The organism is Streptomyces sp. NPDC127117 (assembly GCF_042677325.1).
In the GTDB taxonomy this organism is placed as follows: domain Bacteria; phylum Actinomycetota; class Actinomycetes; order Streptomycetales; family Streptomycetaceae; genus Streptomyces.
In genome coordinates, this window is sequence record NZ_JBHXTM010000011.1 from 1 (window position 1) to 18,426 (window position 18,426).

At 67.9% G+C, this 18,426-nt stretch carries 12 protein-coding genes; 2 read left to right on the plus strand and 10 right to left on the minus strand.

The window, feature by feature from the left end; all coding sequences use genetic code 11:
* Positions 1-76: 76 nt before the first annotated feature.
* The 7 genes from ACFVH0_RS12285 to ngcE all read right to left on the minus strand — a co-directional run bounded on the left by ACFVH0_RS12285 (position 77) and on the right by ngcE (position 8,587).
* Positions 77-1,405, minus strand: a complete 1,329-nt coding sequence (locus tag ACFVH0_RS12285) for a sugar ABC transporter permease (protein WP_385819485.1) — start codon at positions 1,403-1,405, stop codon at positions 77-79.
* Positions 1,402-2,196 (minus strand): ATP-binding cassette domain-containing protein, encoded by a 795-nt coding sequence (locus tag ACFVH0_RS12290; protein WP_259930850.1) that lies wholly within the window; start codon positions 2,194-2,196, stop codon positions 1,402-1,404. The genes ACFVH0_RS12285 and ACFVH0_RS12290 overlap by 4 nt, the downstream gene beginning before the upstream one ends.
* Positions 2,197-2,540: 344 nt before the next feature.
* Positions 2,541-3,638: a substrate-binding domain-containing protein gene (locus tag ACFVH0_RS12295; protein WP_385819486.1), complete on the minus strand. Its 1,098-nt coding sequence runs from the start codon at positions 3,636-3,638 to the stop codon at positions 2,541-2,543.
* A 122-nt stretch (positions 3,639-3,760) separates the two neighbouring features.
* On the minus strand, positions 3,761-4,960 hold the full coding sequence (locus tag ACFVH0_RS12300; protein ID WP_385819487.1) for an ROK family protein: 1,200 nt from the start codon (positions 4,958-4,960) through the stop codon (positions 3,761-3,763).
* Positions 4,961-5,155: 195 nt separating this feature from the next.
* Positions 5,156-6,073 (minus strand): carbohydrate ABC transporter permease, encoded by a 918-nt coding sequence (locus ACFVH0_RS12305; protein WP_385819488.1) that lies wholly within the window; start codon positions 6,071-6,073, stop codon positions 5,156-5,158.
* 91 nt (positions 6,074-6,164) lie between these two features.
* Positions 6,165-7,088 carry a carbohydrate ABC transporter permease gene (locus tag ACFVH0_RS12310; protein ID WP_385819489.1) on the minus strand — a complete coding sequence of 308 codons (924 nt, stop codon included), beginning with the start codon at positions 7,086-7,088 and terminating at the stop codon, positions 6,165-6,167.
* Between the two features lie 50 nt (positions 7,089-7,138).
* A complete protein-coding gene (gene ngcE, locus ACFVH0_RS12315; protein ID WP_385819490.1) occupies positions 7,139-8,587 on the minus strand; it encodes an N-acetylglucosamine/diacetylchitobiose ABC transporter substrate-binding protein in 1,449 nt (482 codons plus the stop codon).
* A 498-nt stretch (positions 8,588-9,085) separates the two neighbouring features.
* Here ngcE and ACFVH0_RS12320 point away from each other — a divergent pair, with 498 nt between their 5' ends.
* Positions 9,086-12,931, plus strand: coding sequence for a GH92 family glycosyl hydrolase (locus tag ACFVH0_RS12320; protein WP_385819491.1), 3,846 nt, complete (start codon positions 9,086-9,088; stop codon positions 12,929-12,931).
* 68 nt (positions 12,932-12,999) lie between these two features.
* On the opposite strand, the gene ACFVH0_RS12325 is transcribed toward ACFVH0_RS12320, so the two are convergent.
* Together ACFVH0_RS12325 and ACFVH0_RS12330 are read right to left on the minus strand one after the other, a co-directional pair.
* Positions 13,000-13,644 carry a histidine phosphatase family protein gene (locus ACFVH0_RS12325; protein WP_385819492.1) on the minus strand — a complete coding sequence of 215 codons (645 nt, stop codon included), beginning with the start codon at positions 13,642-13,644 and terminating at the stop codon, positions 13,000-13,002.
* 281 nt (positions 13,645-13,925) lie between these two features.
* Positions 13,926-14,822: an aminoglycoside phosphotransferase family protein gene (locus ACFVH0_RS12330; protein ID WP_385819493.1), complete on the minus strand. Its 897-nt coding sequence runs from the start codon at positions 14,820-14,822 to the stop codon at positions 13,926-13,928.
* 179 nt (positions 14,823-15,001) lie between these two features.
* On the opposite strand from ACFVH0_RS12330, the gene ACFVH0_RS12335 reads away from it, so the two are divergent.
* Entirely contained in the window at positions 15,002-15,451 is a 450-nt protein-coding gene (locus tag ACFVH0_RS12335; RefSeq protein WP_385819494.1) for a hypothetical protein, read from the plus strand.
* A gap of 83 nt (positions 15,452-15,534) precedes the next feature.
* Here the strand turns inward: ACFVH0_RS12335 and acnA are convergent, their stop codons facing one another.
* The gene (acnA, locus tag ACFVH0_RS12340; RefSeq protein ID WP_385819495.1) at positions 15,535-18,249 is read right to left on the minus strand and encodes an aconitate hydratase AcnA; all 2,715 of its coding nucleotides are present in this window, start codon (positions 18,247-18,249) and stop codon (positions 15,535-15,537) included.
* Positions 18,250-18,426 lie beyond the last annotated feature (177 nt).

Below are 18,426 nucleotides of genomic sequence, written 5' to 3' on the forward strand. Positions count from 1 at the left end.
CTGTGCCCGGCGCCCCGTCGGGGCGCGGGGCACTCTCCGGTGCGGGTGTGATATCCGGGGTCCCGCGCAGGGCTTCCTACGCGCGGCCCGCGGTCTTCTGCGTGCGGCGGGAGACCGAGTCGATGACCACGGCGGCCAGCAGCACCGCGCCGGTGATCATGTACTGGATGGCGTTGGCCATCCCGATCATGTTCAGGCCCTGCTGGATCGACTGGATCACGATCATGCCGAGCAGCGCGGACCAGACCTTGCCCCGGCCGCCGAAGAGGCTGGTGCCGCCGATGACGGCGGCCGCGATGACCAGCATCAGGGTGTTGCCGCCGCCGACGCTCTTGGTGGCGCCGCCGGAGAGGCTGGCGATGAACAGGCCGCCGAAGGCGCCCAGCATTCCGGAGAGCGCGAAGACGATGATCCGGATCCGGTCGACGCTGATGCCTGCGCGGCGTGCCGCCTCCGGGTTGCCGCCGACCGCGAAGACCTGACGGCCGAAGGTGGTCCGGCGGGCCACGAAGTCCGCGACGACCAGCACGGCGAGGAAGATCACCAGGGCCAGCGGCAGGCCGCGGGCACCGGAGGGCTCGTTCAGGACGTACGCGACGGCGAAGCAGAGGATCGCGACGATGCCCGTGCGGAGCAGGACCTCGGTGGTGGGACGGGCGGGCAGGCCCGCGGCCCTGCGGCGCCGGCTGTCCATCAGGAGCGAGGCGGCGTAGGCGAGGACGGCGACCAGGGCGACACCGTACGCGACGGCCTTGTCCTCGAAGAAGTAGTTGGTGAGGTTCTCGACGATGCTGCCGGACGGCGTGTTGATCGAGCCCTCACCGCCCATCATCCACTCCTGCAGACCGCTCCAGCCGAGGAAACCGGCCAGGGTGACGACGAAGGCCGGCACCCCGATCTTGGCGAAGAAGAAGCCGTGCAGCGCGCCGAGCACCATGCCGGTGAGCACCGCGACGAGCACCGCCGACCAGTCGTTCCAGCCGTGGTTCACGCTGAGCACGGCCCAGACGGCCGCACCGACACCGGCGACCGAACCGACGGACAGGTCGATCTCGCCGAGCAGCAGCACGAAGACGATGCCGACCGCCATGATGCCGAGGCCGGAGCTGTAGACGGCGACGTTGGCGATGGAGCTGGCGGAGAGGAAGTTGCTGTTCTGGAACTGGAAGACGATCGCGATGACGATCAGGCCGACCAGGACCGGCAGGGAGCCGAGCTCGCCGCCGCGCACCTTGCGGGTGAACTCGGACCAGTAGCCCTTGAATCCCTCCTCGCGGACGAGCAGGCGCGGGTCGACCGCGGGCAGCGGGGCCGCCGACGGCTCGGCCTCCGGTACCGCCGCGGCGGACTTCTCGGTGGCGGGCTTCTCGGTGGAGGTCTCGGGGGTCTTGGCGAGGTCGCTCACTTCGCGTCCTCCTTCGTGGCTGTGCGTGCCTGGCGGCGCGTGACGGCATTGTCGGTGGCACCGGTGATCGCGGAGATGATCTCCTCGTGGGACGTGGTCGCCACGTCGAAGACTCCGTTGTTGCGGCCCAGCCGCAGCACTGCCACCTTGTCGGCGACGGCGCGCACGTCGGCCATGTTGTGGCTGATGAGGATGACGCCGTGGCCGCGCTCGCGCAGCCGCTCGACGAGGTCGAGGACCTGGGCGGTCTGCTCGACGCCGAGGGCGGCGGTCGGCTCGTCGAGGATGACGACCTTGGGGTCACCGATCAGCGCGCGGGCGATGGCCACGACCTGGCGCTGACCGCCGGAGAGCGAGGCGACCGGGATACGGACGCTGGGTATCCGGATGGACAGCGTGTCGAGCAGTTCCTTGGCGCGCTTCTCCATCCCGATCTCGTCGAGGACGGAGGCCTTGCGCAGTTCGCTGCCGAGGAAGAGGTTGGCGACCACATCGAGGTTGTCGCAGAGCGCCAAGTCCTGGTAGACGGTGGCGACTCCGAGCTCCTGGGCGTCGTTCGGCCGGTTGATGCGGACCGGTGCGCCCTCCCACTCGATGGCGCCTTCGTCGATCGGGTGGACACCCGAAATGGTCTTGACGAGGGTCGACTTGCCGGCGCCGTTGTCGCCGACCAGGGCGACCACTTCGCCGGAGCGGATCTCCAGGTCCACATCGGTGAGCGCCTGGACGGCGCCGAACCGCTTGGAGATTCCGCGCAACGCCAGCACGGGCGTAGCGGACACGTGAATCATCTCCTTCGCCGCCTGACCGGCGGGGATGGTGCTGCTGAGCACAGGGGCAGTGCCGGTCGCCGGACCACCGGGGGCCGGGAGGGCTCCGGGGGGCTGTCCTGGAGAGCGCCGTCGCCGGGGGACGACCGCGCGCCGAGGACCGGAGCCGGTGGGAAGTCCGGGGCCGGTGATCGGTCCAAAACCGGCATGAGGTCAAGACCGCCGAGAGCCCCGGGACCTGTGAGTGGCCCGGGACCGGTGGGCGGTCCGGAACCGGTGAGAAGTCCGGCGCCCGCCCCTTGCTTGCGGGGCATTGGACGGGGCGGGTGCCGGACCGGACCGGGGTGACGCTTGCCGGCGGTGGCTTACTTGATGCCGGCGGCGTCACAGGCCGCCTTGTACTGGGCGGTGCAGATCTCCTCGACCTTGTAGACCTTGTCGGCGACGATCGTGGAGGCGATGTTCTCCTTGGTCACGACCGAGGCGTCGTACAGCTTGGACGGGGTGCCCTTGAACTCGCCCGAGAGGCTGTCGACCTTGACCGGGGCCAGGTCGTCGAACTTCTCGCCCTTGAGCAGCCGGACGGCGATCTCGGCGGTGGTCTCGGCCTCCGGCTTGATCTGCTTGTAGATCGAGAAGGACTGCTCGCCCGCGAGGATGCGCTGCAGACCGGCGAGCTCGGAGTCCTGACCGCCGACCGGAACCTTCACGCCCTGCTTCTTCAGGGCCGTGATGATGCCGCCGGCCATGCCGTCGTTGGCGGAGTAGACGCCCTGGAAGCCGTCCTTGCCCAGGGAGTCGATGGCCGCTCCCATCTTCTTGTTGGCCTCGTCCGCCGACCAGTCCGGGATGTCCTGCTCGTAGACGACCTTCTTGACCTGCTTGTCGAGGACGCTGTGCGCGCCCTTCTTGAAGAAGGGGGCGTTCGGGTCGGTCGGCGAGCCGTTGATCATGACAACGTTGCTGTCCTTGGCCTTGGCGCCCATCGCCTTGACCAGTGCCTCGCCCTGGAGCTGGCCGATCTTCTCGTTGTCGTACGACACATAGGCGGAGATCGGACCCTCGGCGAGACGGTCGTACGCGACGACCTTGACGTCCTTCTTCGCGGCCTGCTGGACCCAGGACTTCGCGGCCTTGTAGTCGACGGTGTCCAGGATGATGACCTTCACACCCTGCGTGACGAGCGCGTCGAACTGCTTCTTCTGGGTCTCGCTGTCCTGCGCGGCGTTGTTGTACTTGACCTCGCAGTCGGAGCACAGCGCCTTGATCTTCGCCTCCATGATGGGGCGGTCGAACGTCTCGTATCGCGTGGTCTTGTTCTCCGGCAGGAGCAGGCCGATGGTCTTGCCGTCGCCGCCGCTGCCGGAGTCCTTGTCGTCACCGGCCTTGCCACACGCCGCGAGGGAGACGGCCATGGAGAGTGCGGCCGTGCCTATGACGATGCGTCGCGTCGTTGCGTTCATTTCGGGTTGCCTCCCTGACGAGGCCGCAACGTTGCGGCCGAGGTGGCTGGCAGTCAACTCGGCTGCAACGTCAGCGTCAAGGAGTAAATCCTTAACGAGATGACAACGGTGCCATTCGTTATCTAAGTGAAGGCAGGAGTGCTCTTCGGCATGGTGCTCTCCAAAAGGGTCGAATCCCCCATCTCGCTGAGCACCAGGGCCAGTGCGCCCAGGACTTCGGCCCGGCCGCCCAGCGCCCCGGGCAGCACCGAGAGCTGCCGGGCGGCGCTCGGAATGGCGTAGCGCGAGACCGAGTCGCGGATCGGCGCGAGCACCAACTCGCCCGCCTCGGCGAGCGATCCGCCGAGGACCACCCGGCTGGGGTTGAGCAGATTGCAGAGGTTGGCCACCCCGCTGCCGATGTGCCGCCCGACGTCGCCGATCACCCGGCGGCAGCCCGGATCGCCCTCGCGGGCCAGCTGGACCACCCGTTCCATGGTGAGATCGGGCCCGTGGCTGGGCTGGAGCAGCGGCAGGACGTACCGGGCGGCGGTGAAGGTCTCCAGGCAGCCTCGGTTGCCGCAGCGGCAGACCGGGCCCGATTCGTCGAGCGTGATGTGCCCGATCTCGCCGGCCGTGCCGCCCGGACCCCGGTAGATGCGCCCGTCGATCACCAGACCGGCGCCGACCCCGCTGGCCACCTTGATGTACGCGAGGTCCTTGACGCCCCGGCCGCTCCCCCACACCAGCTCGCCGAGCGCCCCGAGGTTGGCGTCGTTGTCGACGTACACCGGCACACCGAGCCGGCCCTCCAGTTCCTTGCTGGGGTTGATGCCCGTCCAGCCCGGCAGGATCGACGTGGAGCCCAGTGTGCCGGACTCCACGTCGATCGGGCCGGGTACACCGAGCCCCACCCCGATCACCTTGTCCGGAGCGATCCCGGTCGTCTCGATCAGCCGCCTGACCAGTTGTTCCGCCCGTCCGAACCCCTGCGCGGACGAGGCGTCGACGTCCAGCGGCTCGGCCTCCTCGGCGAGCACCTGGTGGGCGAGGTTGCCGACCGCCACCCGCAGGTGCGTATGGCCGAAGTCGACGCCGATCACGATGCCCGCGTCACCGCTGAGCGAGACGCTGCGGGCCCGGCGGCCGCCCGCCGAGGTGGGGGTGACCTCGACCGTGCCTCCATCCTTCAGTTCACGAACGATGTTGGAGACGGTGGCCGCTGACAGGCCGGTGCTCCGTGCGATCTCCGCCTGGGTGAGCGAACCGGCCATGCGTACCGCACGCACGACCCGCTCAAGGTTGGCGCGATGCAGAGATGTCTGCGACCCCGGAGTCTCCATCGACTCTCTCACTCCTACCGTTTTCTCTAACATGTGAACTCTAAGCTGAGCGTTTTGCGGCACTCCCCGTCAAGACCTTGAGCAAGCGAAGCCTCGGATGAACACTCGGGACGGCCGTCCCGAGCACGCGCGAACCGCCCGCCGGCGTGTGGCCGACGGGCGGTTCGTGTGTACGGGGACGGTGGTGCCGGGCGGCTACTTCACCGCACCCGCGGTGAGGCCGGCGACGACCTGGCGCTGGAAGATGATGTAGGCCGCGAGGACCGGCAGCATCGCCATCACCAGACCGGCGAAGAGACCGGACCAGTCGCCCTTGTACCCCTGGCTGGTGGCCAGTTCGACGAGCCCCTGGGAGAGCACCCGGTACTTGGGCTCGGTGTTGAGCACCGTCGGCAGCATGTACTGGTTCCACTGCCCGAGGAAGTTGAAGATACCGACGCTGATCAGGCCGGGCTTGGCCATCGGCAGCATCACCTGGAAGAACGTCCGGGTGTGCGAGGCACCGTCGAGCATCGCGGCTTCCGCCACCGAGGTCGGCAGGGTCCGGAAGAACGAGGTGAGGAAGAAGACGGTGAACGGCAGCGAGTACGCGATGTAGACCATGATCAGTCCGTGCCGCGTGTTCAGCAGGTCCATGTTGTTCATGACGAAGAACAGCGGGACCAGCGCCAGGATGATCGGGAAGCTCATCCCGCCGATGAACAGGTAGTAGACGAAGCGGTTGCCGGGGAAGTCGAACCGCGCCAGTACGTACGCCGCCATCGAGCCGAGCAGCAGAGTGCCGACGAGCGAGCAGCCCACCACCACGACGGTGTTGAAGAAGTAGTCGCTCATGTGCGCCTGGCTCCAGGCGCGCGACCAGTTCTCGAAGTGCAGCTTGTCGGGCAGCGCCCACGGCGTCGAGAGGATCGAGTCGTCCGTCTTGAACGACGCCATCACCGCCCAGAGCAGCGGCATGACGACCAGGATCGCCCAGATGATCAGCACACCGTGCGAGAACACATTGAGGACCTGGCCCTCGCCGCTCTTCTCCTTGGCGGCGGGCGCGGGCGCCTTGGACACCGGGGCCGGGTCCGGGGCCGGGGCCGCGGGAGCAGTGTCAGTCGTCTTCACGTGTACTCACCTCGTACTGTCGAGCCGGACACGGAGGCCGACCTGTGGTGCCTGCTGGGGGTCCGGGGATCGTCTCCCGGGAATCGCAGCATCAGAACTCCAGCCGATCGCGCCGGCCCAGTCGCATCACGATGGCGGCGAAGGCCATGGTGACGATGAGCAGCCCGACACCGATCGTCGTCGCGTAGCCGGCCTGCCCGTCGCGGAAGGCCGTCTGGTACACGTACAGCGGCAGGACGGTGGTCGAGTAGTCGGGGCCACCGGGGCCCACGGTCATGACCTGCACGGCGGTGAACGCCTCGACACCGAGGGCCAGGATGCCCATGTAGACCCAGCCCGACTGGACCGTGTCCCAGAGCAGCGGAAGCGTGATCTTGAAGAACGTGGTGAAGCGGTTGGCGCCGTCGAGGAGCGCCGCCTCGTAGAAGTCCTTCGGGATGGACGCCATTCCGGCCGAGAAGAGCACGACGAAGAATCCGACCGTCGACCAGATCAGCACCGACATGACGCAGATCAGCGCGAGACTCGGGTCGCCCAGCCAGTCCGGCTGGATGGAGCCGAGACCGATCGTCTTCAGTGTCGAATTCAGCATCCCGCTGGTGGGATTGAACGCGAACTGGAAGAGCAGGGCCACGATGACGATCGAGAGCACCTGCGGGAAGAAATAGGCGATCTTGTAGAAACCCGAGCCGCGCACGCCGGAGACCGCGGCGTTCTTGCGCCGTCGGCCTCCGACATTGAGCATGAAGGCGAAGAAGAGCGCCAGGCCCAGCGTCACCAGCGGCAGCAGCAGCACAAGCAACACGCTGTGCTGCAACGACTTCCAGAAGATGTCGTCCTTCAGCATCCTCGTGTAGTTGTCGAACCCGACCATCTTGAAGTCCGGGCTCAGGCCGGTCCAGTCCGTGAACGAGTAGTAGATGGACTGGATGAACGGCCAAATGACGAAGACCGCGTACAACGCGAGTGGGAGTACCAAGAATCCCACGATGAAACGGTACTTGCCATGCTGCATCGTTTACCGACCCCGATCTTTCCGCGGGTGCCGCCGCTGGTGACGGTTGCTCACTGGTGCTTGTAGTGCTTGATGGACTGGTCCTTGGCCGCCGCGTCGGCGAAGGCCTGGATCTTCTTGATGGCTTCCGCCGGGGTCGCGCGGCCGGCCATCATCTCGCCGATACCGGCGACGCCGATCTGCTCCTTCTGGAGCTTCACGTACCAGTCCTGCAGACGCGGGTTCACCACGTTGTCGCCGGCCTTCTTCAGCGAGTCGACGCCGGACTGCATGGCGGTCGACAGGGTCAGACCGTCGGTGCCGCCGTTGAAGGCGCTGAGCGACTTGACCTGCTTGGTGAAGTTCTTCGAGGACTCCTCGGAGAGCATGATGCGCAGCTGCTCCATGCCGCCCTCGGGGTTCTTCGCGTTGGCCGGGACGATGAAGGGCTCGCCGCCGGACGCCCAGATGGTGCCGAACGGCATCTTGTCGGACGAGTCCAGGCTGGACGGCGCCGCGACCATCATCTTGAAGTCCTTGGGCGTGGTCGGCGCGGCCTCGTTCTCCACCCACGAACCGTTCGGGAGGAAGAGCGCCTTGCCCTTGGTCCACTCGGTCTGCGACTGGATGTGGGTCAGGCCGGGGGTGCCCTTGAGGATGTAGCCCTTCTTGTACAGCTCGTAGTACGCCTCGAAGGCCGCCTTGACCGCGGGGTCCTTCCAGGCGTTCGGCTCCAGGTTGTCGATCTTGTCGAGAACCTCCCGGCCACCGATCTTGCCGATGAACGGGTAGAGCGAGAACGGCAGGTAGTACGGGTACTTACCGGCGTACGTCCAGCCCGCGATGCCCTGCTTCTTCGCCTTCGCGCAGAGGGCGAGCATGGCGTCCCAGTCCTCCGGGTACTCCGCGTCGAGCTTCTCCAGCGCGGTCTGCGAGTACCAGACGCCGTACACGGTGTACGCGTAGTACATGATCCAGACCGGGTCGCCGTCGAACTGACCCATCTCCAGGACACCGGGGCGCAGCGTGTCGCGGACCTTCTTGCTCGGGTCGTCGATGGACGGGGCGTCCATCAGCGGCGTCAGGTCGAGCAGCTGCTTCTTGCCGACCAGGACACCCATGTCCATCTGCTCGGCACCGGAGTTGTCGATCAGGTCGGGCGGGGTGCCGCCGTTGAAGCGGGGCTGCAGCTGCGACTGGATCTTCTGCGTCGCGACGTGCTTGACCTTCGGGGCCTTCGGGAACGCCGCGTTGTACTTCTTCTCCGCGTCGATCGCGTACTGCTGGCCGAAGCCGCCGTCGAAGATGACCACCTCGAGCGGGGCCGTCTCGTTCACGCCGAGCGGGTTGGCCTTGGTGGCCTTGCCCTTCTCGACCTTCTTGTCGCTGCCGCTGTCGCCGCTGGCGCACGCCGACAGGAAACCCATCGTCGGAACGCTGATCAGGCCGAGTGCGGCCGATCGCTTGATCACATCGCGACGGCCAAGGCCCTCATTCTTGTGGGCGGAGGTCGATCCCATGCTCAAGTCCTCGCCTTCTCCAGGACTCAGGCGGTGTGTACCGGTCGCCCGTAGATATTCGCCTCAGGCGAAGGGCCCCGCCACCGCGGTCAGTTGCGCTTGGGTAGTGCTGATTTCAGGCTAGCCATGTGCAGTGGGGGGTCAGGGAGACCCGGCATCGGATGCACCCGTCGTGCTGTCCTCGGCCCATCCCCCGTGTCCCCCTTGCCCGCGTCGCCGAAAAGCTGTGCGGACGCCGACAGGTATAGTCCACTTCCGGCCGACTGAGCAAGATCGAATGCGAGTTTGAGCAGCAGTCTTTCCCGAGTTGAGACCTCGCGGATACATGGCCCCCGCATGCTCCTGGCCCGGGTGTAACGATTTCCGCATTCCGGTCGATTCGGCTTGCGCTTCCCGTCCAACACCCTTGACACATCCCGGCACTTGGCTCCCTACTGGACCTTGCGCATCTCTCTGACAACGTTGTCCAGGTGCACTCCTCGGGAGGAATGGCTCGGCATGCAGCCCCGACATGGTTCTCGCAAGAGACAAAGCCGTACGGCCGCACTGATCGCGGCGTCACTCGTTCTGGTCGTGACCGCGCCCTCCATGGCCGCCGCACAATCGGCCGGCGCACACGAAAAGGGCCGGCCGCCTTCGGGAGACCGGACTTTCGGCTCGTCCTTCGAAGCGGACGAAAAGCAGCCGGACTGGCGCAACACCGTAGAAGAGGGTCCGGACGGAAAGAAACGGTCATCGGGTGTCGATGGCGGCTTCTCCGCAGGAATACCGGGCAATGTCACCGACAAGGTGACAGACGTCCGCGCCAGTGGTGAGAACACCGGGGGCGGGGAGGTCAAGGAGAACCTGATCGACGGGGAGTCCGGCACCAAGTGGCTGGCCTTCGAGCCCACCGGCTGGGTCGAGTTCGATCTGGACGAACCGGTCAAGGTCGTGACGTACGCGCTGACTTCGGCCAATGACCACGACGAGCGCGACCCGAAGGACTGGACCCTGCAGGGCTCCGCCGACGGCAAGGACTGGCAGGACCTCGACTCCCGGACCGGTCAGACCTTCACCGAGCGCTTCCAGACGAAGTCGTACGATTTCACGTCCGACACCGCATACCAGCACTTCCGGCTGCGGATCACGAAGAACAACGGCGCCTCGGACGCGACCCAGCTCGCCGACGTCCAGTTCTCCGACGGGGACACCTCCACCCCGGCCCCGGACGAGATGCGCAGCCAGGTCGACCGCGGCCCCGCCGGTTCCCCCACCGCCAAGGCGGGCGCGGGCTTCAGCGGGAAGAAGGCCCTGCGGTACGCCGGTACGCACAAGGCGGACGGCCGGGCCTACTCGTACAACAAGGTCTTCGATGTGAACACGGCTGTCACCCGTGACACCTCACTGTCCTATCTGGTCTATCCCCAGATGGGCGAGACCGACCTCTCCTACCCGGCGACGCACGTGGCGGTGGACCTGGCGTTCACGGACGGCACGTATCTGAGCGATCTGCGGGCCACCGACAGCAACGGCGGCCTGCTGACCCCGCAGGGCCAGGCCGACGCCAAGCGGCTGTACGTCAACCAGTGGAACAAGGTCGAGTCGACGATCGGCACGGTCGCGGCGGGCAGGACCGTCGACCGGATCCTGGTGGCGTACGACTCTCCCAAGGGCACCGCGAAGTTCCAGGGCTGGATCGACGACATCAAGATCGCCCCGAAGCCCGCCGAGAAGCGCCGCGCGCATCTGTCCGACTACGCGTCGACGGTCCGCGGCACCAACTCCAGCGGCGCCTTCTCCCGTGGCAACAACTTCCCCGCCACCGCGGTCCCGAACGGCTTCAACTTCTGGACACCGGTCACCAACGCCGGCTCGACGAGCTGGCTGTACGACTACGCGCGCGGCAACAACGAGGACAACCTGCCGACCCTCCAGGCCTTCAGCGCCAGCCATGAACCTAGCCCCTGGATGGGCGACCGGCAGACCTTCCAGCTGATGCCCTCGGCGGCCGACGGCACCCCGGACGCCTCCCGCACGGCGCGTGCGCTGCCGTTCCACCACGAGAACGAGACGGCGAGGCCGCACTACTACGGTGTGACATTTGACAACGGTCTCAAGGCCGAGATGACGCCGTCGGACCACGCGGCCCGGATGCGGTTCACCTACCCCGGTGACGACGCGAGCATCGTCTTCGACAACGTCTCCAACGACGGCGGTCTCACCCTCGACCCGGCCACCAGCTCCTTCACCGGCTTCTCCGACGTGAAGAGCGGCGGCTCGACCGGCGCCACCCGGCTCTTCGTGTACGGCGTCTTCGACGCCCCGGTCACCGCGAGCGGCAAGCTGTCCGGCGGCGGTGGCGACGATGTCACCGGCTACCTCCGCTTCGACGCGGGCAAGGACCGCACGGTCGGTCTGCGCCTGGCGACCTCGCTCATCAGCATCGACCAGGCGAAGCGGAACCTGGCCGCCGAGATCCCCGCCTCGCGCTCCTTCGGCCGGGTCGAGGACCGGGCGCAGCGGGCCTGGGACGACATCCTGGGCAAGGTGGAGGTCGAGGGTGCCACGGCCGATCAGCTGACCACTCTCTACTCCAGCCTGTACCGGCTGTACCTGTACCCGAACTCGGGCTTCGAGAAGGTCGGCGGCAAGGACAAGTACGCCAGCCCGTTCTCCCCGCAGGTCGGCTCCGACACCCCGACGCACACCGGGGCGAAGATCGTCGACGGAAAGGTCTACGTCAACAACGGCTTCTGGGACACCTACCGCACGACGTGGCCCGCGTACTCGCTGCTCACCCCGGACAGGGCCGGCGAGATGGTGGACGGCTTCGTCCAGCAGTACAAGGACGGCGGCTGGATCTCCCGCTGGTCCTCCCCCGGCTACTCCGACCTGATGACCGGCACCTCCTCGGACGTCGCGTTCGCGGACGCCTACGTCAAGGGCGTGAAGTTCGACGCGGAGGCGGCGTACGACGCGGCACTGAAGAACGCCACGGTGGTCCCGCCGTCCTCGGGCGTCGGCCGCAAGGGCATGGTGACGTCACCGTTCACCGGTTACGCGAACACCGACACCCACGAGGGCCTGTCCTGGTCGCTGGAGGGCTACCTCAACGACTACGGCATCGCACGGATGGGCCGAGCGCTCTACGAGAAGACGAGGAAGCAGCACTACAAGGAGGAGTCCGAGTATTTCCTCAACCGCGCCCGCAGCTACGTCCGGCTCTTCGACGACAAGGCCGGTTTCTTCCAGGGCAAGGACGCCAAGGGCGACTGGCGGCTCCCGTCGGAGACGTACGACCCCCGGGTCTGGGGCTACGACTACACGGAGACCAACGGCTGGGGCTACGCCTTCACCGCCCCGCAGGACAGCCGGGGCCTGGCGAACCTGTACGGCGGGCGTGCCGGGCTGGCGAAGAAGCTCGACACGTACTTCGCCACGCCGGAGACGGCCGGCCCGGAGTTCGTCGGCTCGTACGGCGGTGTCATCCACGAGATGACCGAGGCGCGTGACGTTCGGATGGGCCAGTACGGCCACAGCAACCAGGTCGCGCACCACGTCACCTACATGTACGACGCGGCCTCGCAGCCCTGGAAGACGCAGGAGAAGGTCCGCGAGGTCCTGGGCCGGCTCTACACCGGCAGCGACATCGGGCAGGGCTACCACGGCGACGAGGACAACGGCGAGCAGTCGGCCTGGTTCCTCTTCTCCTCGCTCGGCTTCTACCCGCTGGTGATGGGCAGCGGCGAGTACGCGATCGGCTCCCCGCTCTTCAAGAAGACCACGGTCCATCTGGAGAACGGCCGCGACCTGGTCGTCAGGGCGCCGAAGAACAGCGCGCAGAACATCTATGTGCAGGGCCTGCGGGTCAACGGCAAGAAGTGGACCTCCACTTCACTGCCGCACGACCTGCTGGCCAAGGGCGGTGTGCTGGACTTCGACATGGGTCCGAAGCCGTCGTCGTGGGGCACCGGCAAGGACGCGGCGCCGACCTCGATCACCACGGACGACGAGGTGGCGACGGTGCAGGCGGACGTGCTGAAGGGCGACGGCGCCCTGTTCGACGACACGTCGGCCACCTCGGCGAAGGTCACCACGGTGGACCTGCCGGTTCCGTCGGCCACGGACGCGGTCCGGTACACGCTGACGTCGGACAAGGCGGCCGGGGCCCCGAGCGGCTGGGTCCTCCAGGGCTCATCGGACGGCACCACGTGGAAGGACCTCGACAAGCGCTCGGCCGAGTCGTTCGCCTGGGACAGGCAGACGAGGGTGTTCTCGGTGACCGATCCGGGCTCGTACGCGCACTACCGCCTGGTGTTCGCCGGTGAAGGCACGCTGGCGGAACTGGAGTTGCTCTCCTGATCCTCTGTTCCACCTGTGTCGAGGCCGACGGCCGGTACCCCGGGGAGGGGTACCGGCCGTCGGTCCGTTCAGTCCCGTTCCGGGGCCTCCGGAACGGCCCGGGGGAACAGGCTCTCGGGCAATGTCACATTCCACGCCGTGATGACCGGCTTCCCGTGCTCGGTGCCGAGCCGGGAGACGGCCCCCGTGGCGAGCTGGAACAGGGTGCCCTCGGCCGGCGTCAGCCCGAGGTAGCGGGCGGTGAGCACGCGCAGGAAATGGGAGTGCGCGACCAGCGCGATGTCCTCGTCCTCGTCCCGCCCGGCCGCCTCCGCGACTTCGGCCAGCACCCGGTCGGCGCGTTCCCCGACCTCGGCCGGGGTCTCACCGGGATGTGCCTCGGGTCCGGGGGCGACCCCGTCCGTCCAGAGGTTCCAGTCCGGACGGGTCCGGTGGATCTCGTCGGTGGTCACCCCTTCGTAGCCGCCGTAGTCCCATTCGCGCAGCTCGGGTGTGATGCGGGGCGCGGCGAGCCCGGCGAGCTCGGCGGTGCGCCGGGCGCGTACGGCAGGGCTGACGAGGGTGAGCGCGATCCGCCGGTCGGCGAGCAGCGGCGCCAGGGCTCGGGCCTGCCGTTCCCCGAGGACGGTCAGGGGCAGATCGGTGTAGCTCGTGTGCTGCCCGGACCGCGACCACTCCGTCTCGCCGTGCCGGATCAGGATCAGCTCGCCCATGATGATTCCGCTCTTTCTGTGCCGATGTCGCTCTGTGAACCCGCGGGCCCACGATCGCATTCCACCGGGGCGGCGGCGGGCTGCGGCTCGCCCCCGGGTGTCGCGGCAGCGGTGGACACCTACGGGTGGCGCATCCCCCGGTTCACGGTCCGGTGCGTGCGCGCGCCGTTGCACTGCGGCGCATGCCGCGGCCCGAGGATCTCGATCCGTTCCGGGCGGCCTTCGCGCAGCGCGTCAGGCGGTGGAGCGACAGCCGCGCCCGACGCGAAGGGCCCCACTCATCACACGGGCCCGTCGTCGGCGAGGACTTCGCGGATGACGTGCCGGGCGATCGCCGCCATGGCGGGATTCGATTCCCGGTAGTAGCGCAGTTCACCGAGCGCCGTCGACAGCGCCCAGCCACGCCCCCGTGCCCAGGCCGCGTCATCGGTGTTCAGGGCCGTACGGAAGGTCCCGCGCGCGTGCGCCGGCAGCAGGTACCAGGCCGCGATCAGGTCGACGGCGGCGTCGCCCAGTCCCATGCAGCCGAAGTCGATGACTGCGCTGAGCCGTCCGTTCGCGAGCAGCAGGTTGCCGGGTTGCAGATCCGCGTGGATCCAGACGGCGGGACCGGTCGGGGCGGAGGCGGCCAGCGCCGCATCCCACACGGCGAGCGCCGCGCCGGTGTCCACGGCCTCGCGCAGTTCCGCGAGCGCGGCGCGTGTCGTGGCGTCGCGGGCGGTCAGGGGCTCGCTGCGGAAGGAGGGCGGCCCGTCGGCGGGGTCGATACGGTGCAGCGCGGTGATGAAGTCGGCCAAGTCCGTTGCGAGCCGGCCGGGTTCGGGGATCTCCCCGGCCACCGGGTTCGCGCCGTCGAGCCAGCGGAAGACCGACCAGTGCCAGGGGTAGCCCTCCGCGGGCACACCCCTGCCCAGCGGTACGGGGATCGCGGCGGGAAGCGACGGGGCGAGCCACGGCAGCCAGCGCTGCTCCTTCGCCACGTCGTCGGCGGCCCCCGCCGTACGGGGCAGTCGCACCACGAGGTCCTCGCCGAGCCGGTACATGGCGTTGGAGGTGCCCACGGGGGTGACCGGCTCGACGGGCAGTCCGGCCCAGTCCGGGAACTGCGAGGCGATCAACCGGTGTACGAGGGATTCACCGAAGTCCGGTTCGTCGGCATGCATCTTGCCCGGCCGCATGAGCACCCTTCGGGAGGCGGGGTGGCGACGGTCGTCGGCCGGGTACATCCGACCGGTCCGGACCCTGGCCGGTCAACTCGTTTCCGGGTCCGGTGGACCGCCGAGGTCGCGCAGGAGTGCGGGGACCTGGTTCGCCTCGGGGTTGAGCGCGTGGATGACGAGTGGATGCGGAGGGCCTCGTGCAGGGCGGCCCTGGCGGATTCGACGGCATCGGTCGCGCAGTGGGCCTGGCTCAGATGGCCGCGGCGGCGAGCGCGGTGCTGTGCACGGCGGTGACGTCGGCCCACCGCCCCCGGCGGGCGAGAAAGGTGGTGATCGGTCAGTACCCCAGCAAGAACGCCGAGGTGAAGAAGGGCAAGTACGAGGGCGCGGCCAATGGCGTCAACGCCAGGAACAACCGCAACTTCCGCACCGGCTTCCGGACCGACCCGCGCAACCGCCGCTACGACCGGAACAGGGACGGCGTCATCGACCACGTCGGTGTCCTCACCGCGTACAGCATCAAGTACAAGGCGTACTTCTCGGTCGAGGGCAACTCCGGCGAGAAGCTCAACCACAAGAACACCAAGCAGTCGGCGGTGTCGAAGTACGTCGTCGGCTACACCTCGCCCAAGTCGCTCCGACGGTGACCGCGCGACGGTGAGCCGGTACGGGAAAGGGCCGCACCCCTTCGTCCTGCGAAGGGGTGCGGCCCGGTGTCCCGCCGGATCTGCTACTTGCGGATCAGGCTGCGGAGCACGTACTGCATGATGCCGCCGTTGCGGTAGTAGTCCGCCTCACCGGGGGTGTCGATGCGGACGACCGCGTCGAACTCCACACCGGTGTCGGTGGACACCTTGACGGTGCGCGGCGTGGTGCCGTTGTTCAGCTCGGTGACGCCGGTGAAGGAGAAGGTCTCCTCGCCGGTGAGGCCGAGGGCTTCGGCGCTCGCGCCCTCCGGGAACTGGAGCGGGAGGACGCCCATGCCGATGAGGTTCGAGCGGTGGATGCGCTCGTAGGACTCGGCGATGACGGCCTTGACGCCGAGGAGCGCGGTGCCCTTGGCGGCCCAGTCGCGGGACGAGCCGGAGCCGTACTCCTTGCCCGCCAGGATGACCAGCGGGGTGCCGGCGGCCTGGTAGTTCTGCGAGGCGTCGTAGATGAACGACACCGGCGCGTCAGCCTGGGTGAAGTCGCGGGTGAAGCCACCCTCGGTGCCCGGGGCGATCTGGTTGCGCAGGCGGATGTTCGCGAAGGTGCCGCGAATCATGACCTCGTGGTTGCCGCGGCGCGAGCCGTACGAGTTGAAGTCGCGGCGCTCGACGCCGTGCTCCGTCAGGTACTTGCCGGCCGGAGTGTCGGCCTTGATCGCACCGGCCGGGGAGATGTGGTCGGTGGTGACCGAGTCGCCCAGCTTGGCGAGCACGCGCGCGCCGGTGATGTCGGCGACCGGGGTCGTCTCCATCGTCATGCCCTCGAAGTACGGGGGCTTGCGCACGTAGGTGGACTGCGCGTCCCACTCGAAGGTGTTGCCGGTCGGGATCGACAGTGCCTGCCACTGGGCGTCGCCCGCGAAGACGTCCTGGTAGGACTTGTTGAACATGTCCTCGCCGATGGAGTTGGCGACGACGTCGTTCACCTCGGCCTCGGAGGGCCAGATGTCCGCGAGGTAGACCGGCTTGCCGTCCTGGTCGATGCCCAGGGCGTCCTTGGTGATGTCCACCTTCATCGAACCGGCGAGGGCGTACGCGACGACCAGCGGCGGGGACGCCAGGTAGTTCATCTTGACGTCGGGGTTGATCCGGCCCTCGAAGTTACGGTTGCCGGAGAGCACCGAGGTCACGGCCAGGTCGTGCTCGTTGACCGCCTTGGAGACCTCCTCCGGCAGCGGGCCGGAGTTGCCGATGCAGGTGGTGCAGCCGTAGCCGACGAGGTTGAAGCCGACCTTGTCGAGGTACGGGGTGAGGCCCGCCTTGTCGAAGTAGTCGGTGACGACCTTCGAGCCCGGGGCGAGGGTGGTCTTGACCCACGGCTTGCGGGTCAGGCCCCTCTCGACCGCCTTCTTCGCCACGAGCGCCGCGGCGACCATGACGTACGGGTTCGAGGTGTTGGTGCAGGAGGTGATCGCGGCGACGGTGACGGCGCCGTGGTCGATCTCGTACGTCGTGCCGTCGGGGGCGGTCACGGTGACCGGGTTCGACGGGACGCCGTTGTGCGCGGCCGGGGAGTCGGAGGCCGGGAAGGACTCCTTGCCCGCCTCCTCGTCGTCCGCGACGTAGTTGCGCACGTCCTGGGCGAACTGCGCCTTGGCGTTGGCGAGGATGATGCGGTCCTGCGGGCGCTTCGGGCCGGCGATCGACGGGACGACCGTCGACAGGTCCAGCTCCAGCTTCTCGGAGAAGTCCGGCTCGGCGGCCGGGTCCAGCCAGAGGCCCTGCTCCTTGGCGTACGCCTCGACGAGCGCGACCTGCTGCTCGTCGCGGCCGGTCAGGCGCAGGTACTTCAGCGTCTCGTCGTCGATCGGGAAGATCGCGGCGGTGGAGCCGAACTCCGGCGACATGTTGCCGATGGTGGCGCGGTTGGCGAGCGAGGTGGCGGCGACGCCCTCACCGTAGAACTCGACGAACTTGCCGACGACACCGTGCTTGCGGAGCATCTCGGTGATGGTCAGCACCAGGTCGGTGGCGGTGGTGCCGGCCGGGAGCTCGCCGGTCAGCTTGAAGCCGACGACGCGCGGGATGAGCATGGAGACCGGCTGGCCGAGCATCGCGGCCTCGGCCTCGATGCCGCCGACGCCCCAGCCCAGCACGCCGAGGCCGTTGACCATGGTGGTGTGCGAGTCGGTGCCGACGAGGGTGTCGGGGTACGCCTGGCCACCCCGGACCATGACCGTGCGGGCCAGGTGCTCGATGTTGACCTGGTGGACGATGCCGGTGCCCGGGGGGACGACCTTGAACTCGTCGAAGGCGGTCTGGCCCCAGCGCAGGAACTGGTAGCGCTCCTTGTTGCGGCCGTACTCCAGCTCGACGTTCTGGCCGAAGGCGTCCTTCGTGCCGAACTTGTCGGCGATGACGGAGTGGTCGATGACCAGCTCGGCCGGGGCGAGCGGGTTGATCTTGGCCGGGTCGCCGCCCAGCTCCTTGACGGCCTCACGCATGGTGGCGAGGTCCACGACACACGGCACACCGGTGAAGTCCTGCATGATCACGCGGGCCGGCGTGAACTGGATCTCCTGGCTGGGCTGAGCCTGGGAGTCCCAGCCGCCGAGGGCCCGGATGTGGTCGGCGGTGATGTTCGCGCCGTCCTCGGTGCGGAGCAGGTTCTCCAGCAGCACCTTCAGGCTGTAAGGGAGGCGCGCGGAGCCCTCGACCTTGTCCAGCTTGAAGATCTCGTACGACTCGTCGCCCACGCGCAGCGTGCTGCGGGCGTCGAAGCTGTTCGCCGACACGACAGTCTCCTTCATCAATGTGCGCGTACTCCGCGCCGCGCCTCATTACGGCGGGCGCCGCGTGGTGCCGCCTACGGCCCCTCGACCATCCGCTAAGGTAAGGCTTAGTTAGGTAACCCTTACCGACTGGCGGACTACGGTGCGCCTTCGGCATATATCTCGATGTCGAGATAACTC

Coding starts and splice junctions, on each gene's coding strand:
- ACFVH0_RS12325 (WP_385819492.1), bottom strand. CDS start 13,644: ATGGGCGAGCTGATCCTGATCCGGCACGGCGAGACGGAGTGGTCGCGG.
- ACFVH0_RS12300 (WP_385819487.1), bottom strand. CDS start 4,960: ATGGAGACTCCGGGGTCGCAGACATCTCTGCATCGCGCCAACCTTGAG.
- ACFVH0_RS12295 (WP_385819486.1), bottom strand. CDS start 3,638: ATGAACGCAACGACGCGACGCATCGTCATAGGCACGGCCGCACTCTCC.
- ACFVH0_RS12320 (WP_385819491.1), top strand. CDS start 9,086: ATGCAGCCCCGACATGGTTCTCGCAAGAGACAAAGCCGTACGGCCGCA.
- ngcE (WP_385819490.1), bottom strand. CDS start 8,587: ATGGGATCGACCTCCGCCCACAAGAATGAGGGCCTTGGCCGTCGCGAT.
- ACFVH0_RS12310 (WP_385819489.1), bottom strand. CDS start 7,088: ATGCAGCATGGCAAGTACCGTTTCATCGTGGGATTCTTGGTACTCCCA.
- ACFVH0_RS12290 (WP_259930850.1), bottom strand. CDS start 2,196: ATGATTCACGTGTCCGCTACGCCCGTGCTGGCGTTGCGCGGAATCTCC.
- ACFVH0_RS12330 (WP_385819493.1), bottom strand. CDS start 14,822: ATGCGGCCGGGCAAGATGCATGCCGACGAACCGGACTTCGGTGAATCC.